This is a genomic window from Streptomyces sp. NPDC050997 (genome assembly GCF_040660135.1).
In the GTDB taxonomy this organism is placed as follows: domain Bacteria; phylum Actinomycetota; class Actinomycetes; order Streptomycetales; family Streptomycetaceae; genus Streptomyces.
In genome coordinates, this window is sequence record NZ_JBFAGK010000002.1 from 230931 (window position 1) to 248257 (window position 17327).

14 protein-coding genes, 2 tRNA genes and 1 pseudogene are annotated in these 17327 nt (G+C 67.9%); 10 read left to right on the forward strand and 7 right to left on the reverse strand.

The window, feature by feature from the left end:
- Positions 1 to 115 precede the first annotated feature (115 nt).
- The 4 genes from gyrB (at position 116) to AB0H86_RS04150 (ending at position 5934) form a co-directional block, all read left to right on the forward strand.
- Positions 116 to 2221 (forward strand): DNA topoisomerase (ATP-hydrolyzing) subunit B, encoded by a 2106-nt coding sequence (gene gyrB / locus AB0H86_RS04135; protein WP_362432704.1) that lies wholly within the window; start codon positions 116 to 118, stop codon positions 2219 to 2221.
- A gap of 42 nt (positions 2222 to 2263) precedes the next feature.
- Positions 2264 to 4858, forward strand: coding sequence for a DNA gyrase subunit A (gyrA, locus tag AB0H86_RS04140; protein WP_362432706.1), 2595 nt, complete (start codon positions 2264 to 2266; stop codon positions 4856 to 4858).
- A gap of 18 nt (positions 4859 to 4876) precedes the next feature.
- On the forward strand, positions 4877 to 5749 hold the full coding sequence (locus AB0H86_RS04145; protein ID WP_362432708.1) for a DUF3566 domain-containing protein: 873 nt from the start codon (positions 4877 to 4879) through the stop codon (positions 5747 to 5749).
- A 108-nt stretch (positions 5750 to 5857) separates the two neighbouring features.
- Positions 5858 to 5934, forward strand: a tRNA-Ile gene (locus AB0H86_RS04150).
- Between the two features lie 398 nt (positions 5935 to 6332).
- Here AB0H86_RS04150 and AB0H86_RS04155 read toward each other — a convergent pair.
- Positions 6333 to 6713, reverse strand: coding sequence for a DUF6344 domain-containing protein (locus tag AB0H86_RS04155; RefSeq protein ID WP_362432710.1), 381 nt, complete (start codon positions 6711 to 6713; stop codon positions 6333 to 6335).
- A 337-nt stretch (positions 6714 to 7050) separates the two neighbouring features.
- Here AB0H86_RS04155 and AB0H86_RS04160 point away from each other — a divergent pair, with 337 nt between their 5' ends.
- Both AB0H86_RS04160 and AB0H86_RS04165 read left to right on the forward strand, forming a co-directional pair.
- A complete protein-coding gene (locus AB0H86_RS04160) occupies positions 7051 to 7179 on the forward strand; it encodes a DLW-39 family protein (RefSeq protein ID WP_003999697.1) in 129 nt (42 codons plus the stop codon).
- Positions 7180 to 7484: 305 nt separating this feature from the next.
- Positions 7485 to 8765 carry a hypothetical protein gene (locus AB0H86_RS04165; RefSeq protein WP_362432713.1) on the forward strand — a complete coding sequence of 427 codons (1281 nt, stop codon included), beginning with the start codon at positions 7485 to 7487 and terminating at the stop codon, positions 8763 to 8765.
- Positions 8766 to 8822: 57 nt separating this feature from the next.
- Here the strand turns inward: AB0H86_RS04165 and AB0H86_RS04170 are convergent, their stop codons facing one another.
- Together AB0H86_RS04170 and AB0H86_RS04175 are read right to left on the reverse strand one after the other, a co-directional pair.
- Complete coding sequence (locus tag AB0H86_RS04170; RefSeq protein ID WP_362432716.1) at positions 8823 to 10385, reverse strand: serine/threonine-protein kinase; 1563 nt, start codon at positions 10383 to 10385, stop codon at positions 8823 to 8825.
- Between the two features lie 196 nt (positions 10386 to 10581).
- Positions 10582 to 11130, reverse strand: a complete 549-nt coding sequence (locus tag AB0H86_RS04175; protein ID WP_362432718.1) for a DNA-binding protein — start codon at positions 11128 to 11130, stop codon at positions 10582 to 10584.
- Positions 11131 to 11309: 179 nt separating this feature from the next.
- On the opposite strand from AB0H86_RS04175, the gene AB0H86_RS04180 reads away from it, so the two are divergent.
- Both AB0H86_RS04180 and AB0H86_RS04185 read left to right on the forward strand, forming a co-directional pair.
- Positions 11310 to 11382: transfer RNA gene (locus AB0H86_RS04180), tRNA-Ala, on the forward strand.
- 130 nt (positions 11383 to 11512) lie between these two features.
- The gene (locus tag AB0H86_RS04185; protein ID WP_362433658.1) at positions 11513 to 11836 is read left to right on the forward strand and encodes a hypothetical protein; all 324 of its coding nucleotides are present in this window, start codon (positions 11513 to 11515) and stop codon (positions 11834 to 11836) included.
- A gap of 189 nt (positions 11837 to 12025) precedes the next feature.
- Here AB0H86_RS04185 and AB0H86_RS04190 read toward each other — a convergent pair whose 3' ends face one another.
- Together AB0H86_RS04190 and AB0H86_RS04195 are read right to left on the reverse strand one after the other, a co-directional pair.
- Positions 12026 to 13204, reverse strand: coding sequence for a GDSL-type esterase/lipase family protein (locus AB0H86_RS04190; protein ID WP_362432720.1), 1179 nt, complete (start codon positions 13202 to 13204; stop codon positions 12026 to 12028).
- Between the two features lie 75 nt (positions 13205 to 13279).
- Positions 13280 to 13849, reverse strand: coding sequence for a WHG domain-containing protein (locus AB0H86_RS04195; RefSeq protein WP_362432723.1), 570 nt, complete (start codon positions 13847 to 13849; stop codon positions 13280 to 13282).
- 71 nt (positions 13850 to 13920) lie between these two features.
- Between AB0H86_RS04195 and AB0H86_RS04200 the strand changes: the two genes are divergently transcribed.
- The gene (locus AB0H86_RS04200) at positions 13921 to 14412 is read left to right on the forward strand and encodes an FBP domain-containing protein (protein ID WP_362432725.1); all 492 of its coding nucleotides are present in this window, start codon (positions 13921 to 13923) and stop codon (positions 14410 to 14412) included.
- A gap of 159 nt (positions 14413 to 14571) precedes the next feature.
- Here AB0H86_RS04200 and AB0H86_RS04205 read toward each other — a convergent pair.
- Both AB0H86_RS04205 and AB0H86_RS04210 read right to left on the reverse strand, forming a co-directional pair.
- Positions 14572 to 14697 (reverse strand): annotated as a pseudogene (locus AB0H86_RS04205) (IS701 family transposase); the annotation flags it as partial.
- A gap of 946 nt (positions 14698 to 15643) precedes the next feature.
- On the reverse strand, positions 15644 to 16357 hold the full coding sequence (locus AB0H86_RS04210; RefSeq protein ID WP_362432727.1) for a DUF5324 family protein: 714 nt from the start codon (positions 16355 to 16357) through the stop codon (positions 15644 to 15646).
- A gap of 363 nt (positions 16358 to 16720) precedes the next feature.
- On the opposite strand from AB0H86_RS04210, the gene AB0H86_RS04215 reads away from it, so the two are divergent.
- Positions 16721 to 17248, forward strand: a complete 528-nt coding sequence (locus AB0H86_RS04215) for a peptidylprolyl isomerase (protein ID WP_362432729.1) — start codon at positions 16721 to 16723, stop codon at positions 17246 to 17248.
- Positions 17249 to 17327: the final 79 nt, after the last annotated feature.

Genomic DNA, 17327 nt, shown 5'->3' on the forward strand with positions numbered 1-17327 from the left:
ACCCAATCCCGCCCCAAACGTGGGGACCGTCCGGGACAAGCTGAGCAACGCTGATCAAGGCTTACCAACGCAACATGCCGCAGCCGCTCCGGCAACCCGCCGACGAGCCTGGCTCGTGCTGTGCCAGAAAGGGCGCTTCGTGGCCGATTCCGGCAACCCCAACGAGAACATCCCGTCCACCGACGCCGGCGCCAACGGCGAGGCCAAAACCTCGATCGGCGAGGTCACCGCCTCGAACGGCGAGGTCACCGCCTCGTACGACGCCAGCGCCATCACCGTCCTCGAGGGTCTGGACGCGGTCCGCAAGCGACCCGGTATGTACATCGGCTCAACCGGTGAGCGCGGCCTGCACCACCTTGTGTACGAGGTCGTCGACAACTCGGTCGACGAGGCGCTGGCCGGCCACGCGGACACCATCGACATCACGATCCTCGCCGACGGCGCCGTACGCGTCATCGACAACGGCCGTGGCATCCCGGTGGGCATCGTCGCCTCCGAGGGCAAACCCGCCCTCGAGGTCGTGCTGACCGTGCTGCACGCGGGCGGCAAGTTCGGCGGCGGCGGCTACGCGGTCTCCGGCGGTCTGCACGGCGTGGGTGTCTCCGTCGTGAACGCGCTGTCCTCGAAGGTCGCCGTCGAGGTCAGGACCGACGGCCACCGCTGGACACAGGACTACAAGATGGGCGTCCCCACGGCGCCGCTCGTCAAGCACGAGGCCATCGAGAAGACCGGCACGTCGGTCACCTTCTGGGCCGACGCGGACATCTTTGAGACCACGGAGTACTCCTTCGAGACGCTCTCGCGGCGTTTTCAGGAGATGGCGTTCCTCAACAAGGGGTTGACGATCAACCTCACCGACGAGCGCGAGTCGGCGAAGGCCACCTCCGGGGCGGACGAGGCAGGCGCGGACGAGACCGCCGAGGTCAAGGCCGTCACGTACCACTACGAAGGCGGCATCGTCGACTTCGTGAAGTACCTCAACTCCCGCAAGGGCGAAGCGGTGCACCCGACGGTGATCGACCTCGAGGCCGAGGACAAGGACAAGAGCCTCTCCCTCGAAGTCGCCATGCAGTGGAACAGCGGTTACAGCGAGGGCGTGTACTCCTTCGCCAACATCATCCACACGCACGAGGGCGGTACGCACGAAGAGGGCTTCCGCGCGGCGCTGACGAACCTGGTCAACAAGTACGCGCGCGACAAGAGGCTGCTGCGTGAGAAGGACGACAACCTCACGGGTGACGACATCCGCGAGGGTCTGACCGCGATCATCTCGGTGAAGCTCAGCGAGCCGCAGTTCGAGGGCCAGACCAAGACCAAACTGGGCAACACGGAGGCGAAGACCTTCGTACAGAAGGCGGTCTACGAGCACCTCAACGACTGGCTGGACCGCAACCCGGTCGAGGCCGCGGACATCGTCCGCAAGGGCATCCAGGCGGCCACCGCGCGCGTGGCGGCCCGCAAGGCCCGTGACCTCACCCGTCGCAAGGGCCTGTTGGAGTCGGCGTCGCTGCCGGGCAAGCTCTCCGACTGCCAGTCGAACGACCCCATCAAGTGCGAGATCTTCATCGTCGAGGGTGACTCCGCCGGCGGCTCGGCCAAGTCCGGCCGTAACCCGCAGTACCAGGCGATCCTCCCGATCCGCGGCAAGATCCTCAACGTGGAGAAGGCGCGGATCGACAAGATCCTGCAGAACCAGGAGATCCAGGCGCTGATCTCCGCCTTCGGTACCGGAGTTCACGAGGACTTCGACATCGAGAGGCTGCGCTATCACAAGATCATCCTGATGGCGGACGCCGACGTCGACGGCCAGCACATCAACACCCTGCTGCTGACCTTCCTGTTCCGCTTCATGCGCCCGCTGGTCGAGGCCGGGCACGTGTTCCTCTCCCGCCCTCCGCTCTACAAGATCAAGTGGGGCCGGGAGGACGCCGAGTACGCGTACTCCGACCGGGAGCGTGACGCGCTCATCGAGCTGGGCCGCCAGCGCGGCAAGCGCGTCCGCGAGGACTCGATCCAGCGCTTCAAGGGTCTCGGCGAGATGAACGCCGAGGAACTGCGCATCACGACCATGGACCAGGAGCACCGCGTCCTCGGCCAGGTCACCCTCGACGACGCCGCCCAGGCCGATGATCTGTTCTCGGTCCTCATGGGCGAGGACGTCGAGGCGCGCCGCCAGTTCATCCAGCGAAACGCCAAGGACGTCCGCTTCCTCGACATCTGAGTCGGTCTCAGCTGACCGCACCAGGAAGGATCCCCACCAGCAATGGCCGACGAGAACACTCCCGTCACCTCTGAAGAGGGCGGCGTTATCGCCCAGCGTGTCGAGCCCGTGGGGCTCGAGACGGAGATGCAGCGTTCGTACCTCGACTACGCGATGTCCGTCATCGTCTCGCGTGCGCTGCCCGACGTCCGGGACGGCCTCAAGCCCGTCCACCGCCGTGTCCTGTACGCCATGTACGACGGCGGCTACCGCCCCGAGCGCGGCTTCTACAAGTGCGCCCGTGTCGTCGGCGACGTCATGGGCAACTACCACCCGCACGGCGACTCCTCGATCTACGACGCGCTGGTCCGCCTCGCGCAGTCGTGGTCGATGCGGATGCCGCTGGTGGACTCCAACGGCAACTTCGGCTCTCCGGGCAACGACCCGGCGGCGGCCATGCGCTACACCGAGTGCAAGATGGCGCCGCTGTCCATGGAGATGGTCCGTGACATCGACGAGGAGACCGTCGACTTCACGGACAACTACGACGGCCGCTCGCAGGAGCCGACCGTCCTGCCGGCCCGCTTCCCGAACCTGCTGATCAACGGTTCGGCCGGTATCGCGGTCGGTATGGCGACCAACATCCCGCCGCACAACCTGCGCGAGGTCGCGTCCGGTGCCCAGTGGTACCTGGAGAACCCGGAGGCCTCGCACGAGGAGCTCCTGGACGCCCTGATCGCGCGCATCAAGGGCCCCGACTTCCCGACCGGCGCCCTGGTGGTGGGCCGCAAGGGCATCGAGGAGGCCTATCGCACGGGCCGCGGCTCGATCACCATGCGCGCGGTCGTCGCGGTCGAGGAGATCCAGAACCGCCAGTGCCTGGTGGTCACGGAACTGCCGTACCAGACCAACCCCGACAACCTCGCGCAGAAGATCGCCGACCTGGTGAAGGACGGCAAGATCGGCGGCATCGCGGACGTCCGGGACGAGACCAGCTCCCGCACGGGTCAGCGTCTCGTGATCGTGCTCAAGCGGGACGCGGTCGCCAAGGTCGTGCTGAACAACCTGTACAAGCACACCGATCTGCAGACCAACTTCGGCGCCAACATGCTGGCGCTGGTCGACGGTGTCCCGCGCACGCTGTCGCTCGACGCGTTCATCCGCCACTGGGTGACGCACCAGATCGAGGTCATCGTCCGTCGTACGCGCTTCCGGCTGCGCAAGGCCGAGGAGCGGGCGCACATCCTGCGTGGTCTGCTGAAGGCCCTGGACGCCATCGACGAGGTCATCGCGCTGATCCGGCGCAGCGACACCGTCGACATCGCGCGCACGGGCCTGATGGGCCTGCTGGAGATCGACGAGATCCAGGCCAACGCGATCCTGGAGATGCAGCTGCGTCGACTGGCCGCTCTGGAGCGCCAGAAGATCGTCCAGGAGCACGACGAACTCCAGGCGAAGATCACCGAGTACAACGAGATCCTCGCTTCGCCGGTCCGGCAGCGCGGCATCGTGAGCGCGGAACTCGCCGCGATCGTCGAGAAGTTCGGCGACGACCGCAAGACCATGCTGATGCCCTACGACGGCGACATGTCCATGGAGGACCTGATCGCCGAGGAGGACATCGTCGTCACCGTCACGCGCGGCGGCTACGTCAAGCGCACCAAGACGGACGACTACCGAGCCCAGAAGCGTGGCGGCAAGGGCGTACGGGGCGCGAAGCTCAAGGAAGACGACATCGTCGACCACTTCTTCGTGTCGACCACTCACCACTGGCTGCTGTTCTTCACCAACAAGGGCCGGGTGTACCGGGCCAAGGCCTACGAACTGCCGGACGCCGGGCGGGACGCGCGTGGACAGCATGTCGCCAACCTGCTGGCCTTCCAGCCGGACGAGGCGATCGCCGAGATCCTGGCGATCCGCACCTACGAGGTGGCGCCGTACCTGGTGCTGGCCACCAAGGGCGGTCTGGTGAAGAAGACGCCTCTGAAGGATTACGATTCGCCCCGCGCCGGTGGTGTCATCGCGATCAACCTCCGTGAGACGGAGGACGGTTCGGACGACGAACTGATCGGAGCCGAACTTGTCTCGGCCGAGGATGATCTGCTCCTGATCAGCAAGAAGGCACAGTCGATCCGATTCACGGCAACGGACGACGCGCTTCGCCCCATGGGCCGTGCCACCTCGGGTGTCAAGGGCATGAGTTTCCGCGAGGGCGACCAGCTGCTCTCGATGAATGTTGTTCGACCCGGTACGTTCGTGTTCACTGCTACGGACGGCGGGTACGCGAAGCGGACCGCCGTCGACGAGTACCGCGTCCAGGGTCGCGGCGGTCTCGGCATCAAGGCCGCCAAGATCGTCGAGGATCGTGGATCGCTCGTCGGTGCGCTGGTGGTCGAGGAGGCCGACGAGATCCTCGCCATCACGCTGTCCGGCGGTGTGATTCGTACGCGAGTCAGCGGAGTCAGGGAGACGGGCCGTGACACCATGGGCGTCCAACTGATCAACCTGGGCAAGCGCGATGCCGTGGTCGGCATCGCACGTAACGCCGAGGCGGGACGCGAGGCGGAGGAGGTCGACGGCGACATCGTCGTCGACGAGACCGCCGAAGATGTCGCGACCACCGGCACGGACGAGGGTGAGGCGCCCTCGACCGAGTAGCACGAGGAGAGAGTAATCGTGAGCGGAGCCACGGGCGCCGGATCGTCCGGAACCTCAGCCGGTCCTTCCACCGGTTCGGAGACGGACGGCGGCGGCCGTGGCTCCGCCGCGAAAGCGACAGAATCGCGCACGGCGGACGCGCGCACGGCGGACGCGCGCACGGCGAATCCGCGCACAGCGGACGCGACAGACCCGCATACGACCAACCTGCAGGCGATCAAGTCTCCCGCGACCGAGTCGCGCTCGCCCGACACGCATGGATCCCAGGGGGGAACTGTGACGGACACCCGAGGTCCGCAGGCCCAGCGGCACGCCACCGCCGCGAGCCAGGCCGCGGCCGCTCCGGGCGCCCAGGTTCAGCCGCCGGCCCGGCCCGCGCCACCCGCCGCGGCCTCTCCGCTGCCGGGGGAACGGCAGCCGCAGCAGCCCGCCGAGCCCTATCACCCACCGCAGGCGTACCCGACGCAGGCGCAGGCCGCCGGGGTACGACACCCGCGCACCGGCGCGCGCACCACGCCCCGTACCCGCAAGGCACGTCTGCGCGTGGCCAAGGCCGACCCGTGGTCCGTGATGAAGGTCAGCTTCCTGCTCTCCATCGCGCTGGGCATCTGCACGATCGTGGCGGCCGCGGTGCTGTGGATGGTCATGGACGCGATGGGCGTGTTCTCGACGGTCGGCGGCACGATCTCGGAGGCGACCGGCTCGAACGAGTCGAACGGCTTCGACCTGCAGTCGTTCCTGTCGCTGCCCAACGTCCTGCTGTTCACGGCGATCATCGCGGTCATCGACGTCGTGCTCGCGACGGCTCTCGCGACGCTCGGCGCGTTCATCTACAACCTCTCCGCCGGCTTCGTCGGCGGCGTTGAGCTGACGCTGGCCGAGGACGAGTGACCACGCTCCAAACGTCGGTGACCGTCCCCCGGGAACCGATTTTGGGACTGCCCACGTCGTGCGCTAATCTTCAGGGGTCAGCGCGCGGGACACACCGCAAAGCGCGGCGGGGCTATAGCTCAGTTGGTTAGAGCGCATCCCTGATAAGGATGAGGCCACAGGTTCAAATCCTGTTAGCCCCACCAGCATGAAGGCCCCCAACCGATCACGGTTGGGGGCCTCTGGCGTGTACGGCTGACACCAACCGCCGCGCCGTCAGGCTCGGCGAAGAGGTTCCGAGGAGAGGTTCGAGGAGCGGCTCGAGGAGCGGCTCGGAGAAGTGGCTCGGAGAAATGGCTTAGAGGAGCGCCTCAGAGAAGTGGCTCAGAGGAGCGGCTCAGCGGAGAGATAGCCCCCAGCCATATCCGGCTGGGGGCTGAGGGTTTCCTTCTCAAGGGCGTGTACGCAAGATCGCCGTTCCGTCAGGGACGTGAGAGAGAAGGCGTGGCAGATCTGTGGGGCTCCGCAGCGCCCCTCGGGCGCCTCGCGGGTGGTGCTGTCAGGACTTTCAGTGCCGTCAAGGCTTTCAAGGCTTTCGGGGCTGTCAGCGCTGAAGGGGTGTGGCGGGCTCGTCCGGAGTGGCGGCGGAGTCGCAGGCTGTATCTGCCGAAACCGCTGTATCACCTGCCGAGGCCGCCGTGTCGGTGTCTGTGGGCGGCCGGTGGCGGCAACTGGGGGTCTTGCCGTGGGCCTCGGCTCGGATGCGCTGCTTCATCGTGGGGGGCAGGTCCTTGGCGTAGGACCAGGGCAAGGGCCCGGGATACATCACCGATGGTGTCGCCGGCTCCGTCGTGCTGTTGCGAGCCGACTCGGTCTGCGGTACAGCCGCGGCGGCGGTCGTCGTGATGAGTCCGAGCGCCGTGCACAGCGCGAGCAAGACGGTGACGAAGGCGGTCCACAGGTTCATGACCTTGTTCTGGGCCATGGTCCCTCACTTTCGGGTTGGGCGATTTGCGTACTCCCTCATGATGTGTATGGGGGCGGCGAAGTGGTGGACTGACGCCCGTGGCGCGTCGATCTTCGGATGAACACCACTCGGATGGGTGCAAGAAGGGAGAGAATGAGGCGATGCGAGCAAATAGCACCGATTAGTCACTGTCTGTGTGGGTGTGATCACCCTCTGATCGGAGAGTCATGGTCCGCTTGTACTGCGGTGTTCTGAACGGAAGTTGAGGCCCTACGCAGGTCACCGATCGGTCTCGGTCGGTGTGTATAGTCGGGCGCCAGAGGTCCCCTACGTCAAGGAAAGACGAGGTCGCGCGGTGAAGAAGCTTCTCCTGGTCGCACTGGCCGCCATCGGCGGGCTCCTCGTGTACCGCCAGATCCAGGCGGATCGCGCCGAGCAGGATCTGTGGACGGAGGCGACTGACTCCGTGCCCACGGGTTCGTGAGTACCGACCGATTCTGAACAGACCCCGACCGCCTTCGCGGTCGGGGTTTTGTGTTGCGAGGGCTCGTTTCCTGTGCCATGGGCCTGTCGCCGCGCCGCGCCGCGCATGCCGGCACCGGGTGTTTCGGACGCTCGTACGGATTACGCGGATGGTGTGCCGTCCGGCGGGGCAGGATGGGCGACGGTCACACGGTCGAACGGTCCGGGCAACGACGAGTGGGGTGGCGCGGCATGGGGCGGCGTACGGGGTGGAGGCGGCACGGGGACGGTTGTCCGCCAATGCCTCTGCGTACGGTTGCCGGGCGAGTGACCGTCGTCCTCCGGCGGGCCGCTGTCGTGGGTGCGGTGCTGTGCCTGGTGGCGATGGTGTCCGGTCCGTCCGCACGCGCGGCCGGACCATGGGACTCCTACGGCTTCGACGCGAACGGCCGGTCCGTCGTCGGCTCGGCAAGCACCGGAAATGCCACGGCCCTGGCTCCCGGTTCGACGTATCGGAGCTCCCTCCCCGTCGATGGCAAGGTCTACTACCGCCTCGACCTCGACGCCTCGTCGACCGTGTACGTGTCCGTCACCGCCGTCCCCGGCTCCGGTACGACGGTCTCCGCGACCGACGGCATCAAGGTGTCCGTCCAGGACGCCGACAGCCACTCCTGTTCCATTGACACCGCCAGCGTCGGTACGGACCGCCGGCCCCACCCTCTGACCGCCCTGGGCGCACGGGACACCTCGCGCGCCGGGTCCCGGTGCAAGAGCGCCGGGGCGTACTACGTACTCGTCGAGCGCGTTCATCGACCGGGGTCCTCGTCGGACGCCTGGGGACTGGAACTCGCCACGGCGTCGGAGCCCGCCTTGAAGCAGGCCGGTGAGACGAGCGCGCCCGAGGTCTGGGACTCCGCCCCGCCCGCCGCGGCGACCGGCGAGGCCACGTCTCGGCAGGGCGCCTCGGGCTTCGCCGGGGCGACCCCGGTGGGGCAGGGAGTATGGCGCGACGACATCGTGCCCGGGGAGACGTTGTTCTACGCGGTGCCCGTGGACTGGGGGCAGCAGCTCTACACCACCGCCGAGCTGGGCAGTTCGAGCGACGACAACGGCCTTGTGGCCAGGGCGCTGGTCGTGTCCCTCTACAACCCTGTGCGCGGCTTCGTCGACGACGCGAGCGTGGTCTACGACGGCAGTCAGCGCGCGGCGGAACTCGAACCGTTGCCGCCGGTCGGGTACGCCAACCGGTACGACGTTTCCGACCGGGTGAGCGGGATGCGGTTCGCGGGCTCGTACTACCTCGCCGTGCACCTCTCGGAGCAGGTGGCCGACAAATTCGGCGAGGGGCCCTTCGACCTGACCCTGCGCGTGCGGGTCACGGGCGCGTCGACGGCCGGCCCCGGATACGCGGGGGAGTCCGAGCCACAGGGTGTCTTCGACGTCACGGCACGAGGTCGGCAGACGGCGGCCGCGGAGGGCGGGACTTCTACGGACGGCGACACCGCGATGAGGTTGCTTGCGGCCGGCGGTATCGGTATGGGGACCGCGTTGCTGATGGGGCTCGGGGTGTGGACGGCGCTGGGGCGGCGCAGGGCTGGGATCTCGTAGGGCTGGGATCTCCTGGGGCCGGAGTTTCGTGGGCGGCCAGGGCACGGGGCACGGGGGTCAGATGCGGGTGAGGGCCCAGAAACCCACGGCGTAGCAGACCAGCGCGAGCAGTAGGAGCGGGATCGCCACCTTGGCAGGCGGGCCGGAGCGGCGGCGGGCCGCTCGGTGACGCGGTTGCGCGGTTGGCGCGGTTTCCCGAGCAGAAGGTGGAACCTGCGGGGCCTGAGCGGTGTACGAAGCAGTAGAGGCATCAACGCGCTGGTGCAGCGCCGTTGTCGGAGAGTGGGCGGGGTATCGCGGAGCAGGCGGTCGGGGGGAGGAGACAAGGTGAGCGGGGTCGTGGGGGGAGACATCGGCGGACTGATCCGGGAAAGCCTGGTGTGCCTGTGCCTGTGCCTGCGGATGAGCGTGGGGCTGAGGGGGCGCGGGATGCGGTTGTGGGGCGGGTGGGCTGGCCGTTCGGGAGGACGACGTGGTCGGTTGAGGCGGGGGCAGATGGAAGCTGCCGGTGTCCGACATGGTGATCGGCTGAGACGGGGCGGCCGACTCCGGGGCGGCGGTGGGACGGGCGGGAGCGGGCATGGACCGAGACACCGCGCCGTCCGGCCCCGGGAGCGGGCCGTCCCGTCGAGGGTCAGGAGATACGACGCCCGCGCTCGAGGCGGACGACGAGCCGGTGCCGGTGCCGGGGCGGGCGGCCCTCGAACCTGTGCTCCCCGTGTCCACACCCGGTGCCTGTTTGAGGGGACCTTCAGGGGCGAACCCCGGTGGCAGAGAGCCGAGTTGATCGAATATCTCGATCTGTTCGTCGTCGGGGCCAGGCTCCGGCAGGAGCTCCATTGCGGACGCGAGCGCCTTGCGGGCCCCCGTGGCCGTGCGGAAGCGGGCCTGGGGATCCGGTTGCAGCATCGAGGCGACAACCTGCCAGAGAGGCTCGGGGACGCCCTTGGGCGCGCTCGGGGTGCCATGGGCCGCGAAGTACTCCACGAGGGCCTTGGCGTCCGGCTTGGCGCCCTCCAGGAGATACAGCGCGACCAGTCCGACCGCGAACAGGTCCGCGGGGAAGTCCGGGTCCGCGCCCAGCATTTGCTCGGGTGCGATGTAACCGGGCGTCCCGACCACGAGGTTGGTCTCCGTCAGGCGGGCTTCACCCAGGCGCATGGCGATGCCGAAGTCGGACAGGCGCAGCCGGGGCCGGCTCGTGCCGGTGGCTTCGAGCAGGATGTTCGCGGGCTTGATGTCGCGGTGGACCACGCCTTCCGCGTGCACCGCGGCAAGTCCGGCCAGAAGCTGGTCGAGCAGGGTGCAGACGAAGGAAGCAGGCAGCGGGCCGTAGTCGCCGACGAGGTGGACCAGGGATCCGCCGGCGACCAGGTCCATGGTGAACAGGACCTGGTCGTCGTCGGCGGCCCAGCTGGCGGGCGCGAGCACATGAGGGTGGTCGATCCTGAGCGCCTGTTCGCGGACGAAGCGCAACAGGGCGTGCGCGTCCCGCTGTTGCAGGACCTTGGCGGCCACATAACGTCGGCGGCGGTGGTCCCAGGCGCGCCAGACCGCGCCGACCCCTCCGCGTCCGATCGGATCGACCAGTTCGTACCGTCCGGCGAAGACCTCACCCATGGCCGTGCGTCGCTCCTCCCCCTTGGTTCCCCTACCTCCCCTTGCTTCCCCCTCGATGAGCGATACGACCCCTCCATGCCGTCGTCGGTGAGTGACACGCCCCCACGTGTCTCCCCCGACGACGGGCACGACCCCCTCGTGCCTCCTCGGCCGTCGGCCCGGTCGCCGAACCCCCTTCGGCGACTGGGCCGCGGGTTCAGCTCTGGTGGGACTGGTAGTGCGTGACGGCGTCGGAGGTGCGGCCGGCGCCGTACACCCGGAGGAACTCTGCCAGTTCCGGGTGGGTCGGGGCGAGGGTGTCAGCCGCCTCGATGATGTCTCCCGCGGCCGCGACCGAGCGCAGCAGCGACTGGATCTCGCGGACGACCCGCTTGACCGTGGGCGCCCCCGAACTGCTCGTCGTCTGTGTGGTGTTGTTGAGCACCGAACCCCCCTGCGACTTCTTGATCTCTTCCATGCGCTCGGTCGCCTCGGCCGCGCTGACGCTGCCGTCCGCGACCTGCCCCGCCAAGTCCTGCAGCAGCTGCACCCGCTGGACCACCGCGGGATTGCCGATCTTCGCCCGCTGACCGCTCATCAGCTGCGACAGCATCGGTGCGGACAGTCCCAGTACCCCCGCGAGACGAGCCTGGTTGAGACCAAGATCGTCGATGAGCTTACGGAAGAGCGCCCCCAGCGGCTCCCCGTACCAGTTCCGCTGCAGTTCCCGCGCTCTCGCGGTCGCTTCCTGCTGTGCGGCGTCCATTGCGTCTCCCCATCGCTTCCCCAAAAACCGTGGTTCGCGGTAGCGAACCACGCGGAGCATCTTACGGAGAGTGGTTGTCCGCCGGGACCCCAATCCTTTTGCGGAATCACGGGGGTGACCCGGTACTCTGGTCTGCGGCGCCCACCGGTACGTGGTTGTTCCGGCGGTCGTTCATCTTCGGGGCCTTAGCTCAGTTGGTAGAGCGCTGTCTTTGCATGGCAGATGTCAGGGGTTCGACTCCCCTAGGCTCCACATAGGTACACCCCTCTGAACTGCGGGAACGCGATCAGGGGGGTGTTTTTGTCCCAGTTTCCCGTGCTGGCATGGCAGCGCGATTGTGCTGACCGTGGTGGCCCTGGTCGTGGTGGGGCGCTCGCGTGGCATGGAAGTGGTGATCTGTGCGCTCACCGTCATCGGGGCCGTGCGGGCCCGCACCGACAAGGCACGGCTGAGCTGGCTGCTGTCCGGCCTTCGGGGATCCTTCCAGCTCCGGCGACTGCGCTCCGAGTCGCTCGGCCAGCTTCCGGTCCAGCGCGGGATTCCCTATGGGGTCGCCGCCGGTCGGGATCAGGACGAGCTCCGATGCCGCGGCGGGGCGGTCGAACTCCGTGCCGCAGTCGGCGTGGAAGGTGGGCCGGGCCGAGCGGTAGAGGGTCAGGATGAGGAAGTCGCCGAACGTCGGGCCGCCGTAGGACTGCCTGCGTAGCGAGGCGGGCGATTCCTCGCGAGTTCGGAGCGCCACGACTCGTCGGAGCGGTCCAGTGTCAGCGTCGCCCCGGTCGTCGTGCCCCCGTTATTGACCAGCGGATCCACGCCGCCGACGGTGTCGATCACCCTCTGGCTGAGTTCCGCCATGCCGTGCTCGCTCGCAAGTCGCGCAGCGCTCAGTAATTGGTCAGCCGGTCTTGGTGGCGAAGGTGCCGCCGTCGCTGAATGCGAGCCGCGCGAAGTTCTCGCCGATGCGGCGGTGTCCGGCGGGATCGGGGTGGATCTCGTCGGGCAGTGGCAGTTCGGCGTAGTCCTGCTCGCCGTAGAGGTCACGGCCGTCGAGGTAGTGCAGGTTCGGGTCATCGGTCGCCCGCTGTTCGACGATCTGGGTGAGTTCGTCGCGGATGACGTTGAGCGTCAGGCGCCCGGCGGCGCGTTCGGCCGGATCGCCCGTGGCCTTGAACCGCAAGGTCCCGCCGTCGAAGTCGGGTGCCAGGGGGCCGGGGGTGTCCTCCTGGACCGGGCACAGGATGGGGGACACGACCAGCAGCGGCGTGGTCGGATGCCCCTCGCGGATGGTGTCGAGGAATCCGTGGACGGCTGGGGTGAAGGCGCGCAGACGCATCGCGTCGGTGTTGACGATATTGATGCCGATCTTGACGCTGATCAGGTCCGCGGGGGTGTCCCGCATCGCACGGGCGGTGAACGGGTCGAGGAGCGCGCTGCCGCCGAACCCCAGGTTGACCAGCTCCACTCCGCCCTGGGCCGCGGCCAGGGCCGGCCAGATGGCGGTCGGGTGGGCGGCGTTCGAGCCGTGGCTGATGGAACTGCCGTGGTGCAGCCACACCCTGCGCCCGTTGTCCGGTGCTCGCTCGATGGGGGCGTCGGTGCGCAGGGCGATCAGCTCGGTGATCTCCGTATGCGGAAGCCAGATCTCGATGTCCTTGTCACGTGCCGGCAGATCGGTGAACCGGGCGGTGCCGGCAGGCCCCTCACGCAGTTCGGCGGACTGGGTGACCATGTCGACAATCGTGCGGACGTTACCGCCGGCCACTGTGGCCTGGGCAGCGAGTCGGCCATCAACCAGCAGGTCGTATATGCCGTCCGCAGGGGCCGGGAAACCTTGGTAGATCCGCTTGGTGGGCAGCGTGTCCAGTTCGATGGTGGTGGCCCGGGTGCGGAAGGCCAACCGCACGCCGGAGGGCTGGGCCTCGGCCACGGCCAGTTGGGTGTCAGGGATCTGCCGACGAGCCCGAGCGGGCAGTCGATGCGGCAGCAGGCCGTGTGCGGTCGGTTCCACGTCGAGGAAACCGCGCAGGATGTCCGCGGTGACAGGTGTGGTGATCCAGTTGTGCTCAGTGGTCATTGCCTCAGCCTGTTGATCAAGATTTCCGGATTGTTCAGGTGTGCCGGTGCACTCCGGCGGCGCGGCCCCTGCTGGTCAGGGTGTGGTCCGATTTCGCAACAGAGCGTCGAGGGAATCCAAGATCCACGCCCAGGATTCCTGCGAGTCGACGGCGGTGTGGCTGAAGCCTCCGGCCATCTCCAGGCTCACGTAGCCGTGGAAGACGCTGCCCAGCAGCCGGACCGCGTGCGTCTGGCCCGGCTCTGTCAGGTCGTAGCCGCGCAGGATCGCCCGCGTCATCTGTGCGTGCCGCACCCCGGCACTGGCGGCGGCCGTCTCGGGGTCAAGCCTGAGACGGGCGGCGTCGTAGCGACCAGGATGCTCCCGGGCGTAGTCGCGGTAGGCGTCCGCGAAGGCGGCCAGCGCGTCCTTGCCGGCCCGTCCAGCCAGGGCGGCTGCGACCCGGTCGGCGAGTTCTTCCAGCGCGAAGAGGGCGATCCTCGTCTTGAGGTCCTGGGAGTTCTTCACGTGCGAGTACAGACTCGCGACCTTGACGTCGAACCGCCGGGCGAGCTCCGAGACGGTCACCTGGTCGAAGCCGACCTCGTCGGCCAGTTCCGCACCCGCCCGGGTCAGACGCTCCGTGGTCAGTCCTACTCGAACCATAGTCTTCCTTCTGTTCAGCGATAACCATTAAGTATTTGCCTAATACTTATAGGTAAAATAGCATATCACTCATGAAGCCGCTGACTGAGCAAGAGATCCGTGCCGCGTTCGTGAACTGCACCAAGGGTGAGGCGAAGCGCCTGTCCGTCCCCCGCGACCTGGCTGAGCGGCCCTGGGGCAACCTGGACTTCCTCGGCTGGCGGGACCCCCAGGCGCCCGGCCGGGCCTACCTCGCCACCGAGCTGGACGGCCGCCCGGTGGCGCTCGCGTTGCGCTGCCCCAGTGCCACTTCGTCGCAGATGCGGCGCAGCATGTGCTCGATGTGCATGACCACCCACACCGGGGGCGTCTCACTGATGGTCGCCGCTAAGGCGGGCAAGGCCGGGCAGCAGGGCAACTCCGTGGGCGTCTACATATGCGGCGACCTCGCCTGCCCGCTGTACGTGCGGGGCAAGAAGGATGCGGGCGTCGGTGCGCGGCTTCCCGAGTCGCTCACCTTGGATGAGAAGATCCAGCGGACCGTCGTGAACCTCGCCGCGTTCATCGCCAAGGTCACCGCATGAAGCAGCCGGCCACGCACGCCATACCTGCCCGTACTGGATGACCCACCGCAAGGCCACGAACCGGGAGTGCGTCCGATTGCTGCCGGAGTTGCCCGTGCCGGGCCGGGAGCCCTCGCGCCACTGGACGGGCCACGCGGCTCTCCGGTCCGCGGCGAGGACCATTTCCTTCACCGACCGGGGTACATCCGGGTACTTCGCAACCGGCGGCCGTCCGGTCCCCGAGTACGGCTCGCTTCCCGGTACCGCGTTGTCGGGCTGGGCCGACGTGGTGGTGGAGATGCCCACCAAGAAGCGCGGTCCCGGACGGCTGAGTGGCTCGACAACCGAACTACACGCCGATGTCCTGCTCTACGACGTGGCCAAGGACGGTACCGCGGTCATGTTCGACGAGCAGGTCTCCCGGCTGGACTCCGACCGGCTGTCCCTGGACCTCAAGCCGACCGACTGGACCCTGAAACGGCGTGTTGTCGTCGCTGGCGGCGCCGATGTCCTCGGCGGAAGGCCGAGTCGTTGCGCGATGATCTCGGCCATCTCACTCTCCACCTGGTCGCACGCCATCAGCCAGGCCGTACGGATGGCCGGCTCCGTGTCGGCCAGCCGGATCATCTTGATTGCGAGCCCGGTGTTCATCCGCTCCATGTCCACTGGCCTCACGGCCGAACCTGTTGCTCTCCGCGGCGAATCGATGCCGCACCGGCCATCCCACTACTCCCTGCTCCCGACAGCAGGTGCCAGGATTAGTGACGCCAAAGCCCAGCCAGTGACTATCCGATGGAGCCGGTCCCCTCGACGGGTCGTACCCGACGGCTCCGGCGGAGATCCGCTGATCGCCCGTACGGTCGGCCCGTCGGCAGTCGCGCTGACCTGGCCACGCGGATCGCCACTCGCCGGCCGGGCCAGCCGATCACGAAGGGTGCCCGGGACGGTCCACCGTCCCGGGCACCCTGCTGTTCCGGCCTCGTCGTCACCACCACCGTCGCCCGGCGGCGGTTCCCGGACCGGAAGGACCGATCCCTCTCGGAGGGTTCCTCCGTTGCCCCTGGTCGACGCCGCGGCGAGGTCGGCAAGGTATGTAGGAGCCTTAACGGTGGGTCGGATTTTCTCGGCCGGCGAATGTCTCGTGTTTCACGTGAAACCGTCCGTCACCGCAACAGCCAGAAACAGCCCGCAACAGCCGTGGGGCAGGAGACGTCAAGGTCTCCTGCCCCACAACACGGGCGTCGGTGAATCGTCAGTGCCCTTCGTCGCGGTGTGCGGCCTCCTCCTCGGCCTGCTTGGCCTGCACCTCGGGGTCGAGCACGGACTGGCCGCTGCCGTCCACCGAGGTCAGCCGGGTCGTTTCAGGGACCTCCGTCGCGGCGGGCGGCTCGACCAACCAGTCAGGGTTGGCCTGCTTGTCCCACCACTTCCAGGCGGCGAAGGCGCCGCCCGCGACGAGGCCGGCAACAGCCAGCGCCTTGGCGAGCCGACCTGCCCGCGCACGTCGCTCCTGCTTGCGAACCAGCTTCTGAATCTGCTTGGGCGATACCTGACCGCGCAGGGCGGCCAGCGCGGCGGTGCTGCGGGCGGCCGCCTCGTCCCGAACGGGCCCGGCCGCGGCCACCGCCTGCCCGATCCTCGGTCGGGAGTAGTCGGCGGCCTGCTTGGCGGCTTTGCGAGTGCGTGCAGCAGCCTCGTGGGCGGCCTGGTCGACCTTCGGCGGGACATGGGCGAGAGCCTGCGAGCGGGCCAGGTCCAGACGCGGCGCGAGATGGGCGTCGTACTGGACACGAGCCTGTTCGGCGGCCTGCGTCATCTTCGGCGCGAGCCGTACGCGTGCCTCGTGTGCGTAGTGCGCGGTCCTGTCCATGGCTGTGTCGGCGTAGGGCGCCACCACTTCCGCGGCGTGCAGCACGCTGTCCTTCGCCGAGCCGGTCGCGGCGCGCACGCTGTCGATGCGGGTCACGGGTTCCTCCTCCTCGGTGGCGTACGGTAATTCGACTTTCCACCCTTTTACGGATCATGCATGTCCGGACGAGCCTGGGCATGTGAGGGAGGGCATCCGGGTCATGAACGCTGACTCCCGGCCATCTCCGATCAAGAGCTGCTCAAGATCTGATCGCGTGCAATAGCGGATGAATACAGGGCAACACGAGCTTGTCGTCGACAATGCCACGGATCGCCGCGCCGCGCCCCCGGCCCGGAGCCACTCGACCGGATTTCTGGAAGCGAAATCGCCGAAGCCGGGCGTACGGGCGGGTGCCGGGCGACGCGCGACGCGAACCATGCAAGGATCGGTGGGGCATAGTAAGACAACGGAAGGCACATCGTGGCCGAGCAGCTCTACGCCACCCTGAAGACGAACCACGGCGACATCGAGGTCCGGCTTCTGCCGAACCACGCCCCGAAGACGGTCCGGAACTTCGTCGAGCTCGCGCAGGGCGAGCGCGAGTGGACTCACCCGGCCACCGGAGAGAAGTCCACCGCGAAGCTCTACGACGGCACGATCTTCCACCGCGTCATCAGTGGCTTCATGATCCAGGGTGGTGACCCCCTGGGCACCGGCATCGGCGGCCCGGGCTACGAGTTCGAGGACGAGTTCCACCCGGACCTCTCCTTCAACAAGTCGTACCTGCTGGCCATGGCCAACGCCGGCCCGGGCACCAACGGCTCGCAGTTCTTCATCACCGTCTCCCCGACGGCCTGGCTGAACCGCAAGCACACCATCTTCGGTGAGATCACCGACCCGGCCGGCCAGAAAGTCGTTGACGCCATCGCCGCCGTCGCGACGACCCGTCCCAACGACCGCCCGGTCAAGGACGTCGTCATCGAGTCGGTCGTCGTCGAGACCCGCTAGGGCTGAGACCACGGGAACCCGCCCAGGGCCGACTACCTCTCCGGCCTGCGCGAAAGGGAACCAATCGCCCCGTTCATCC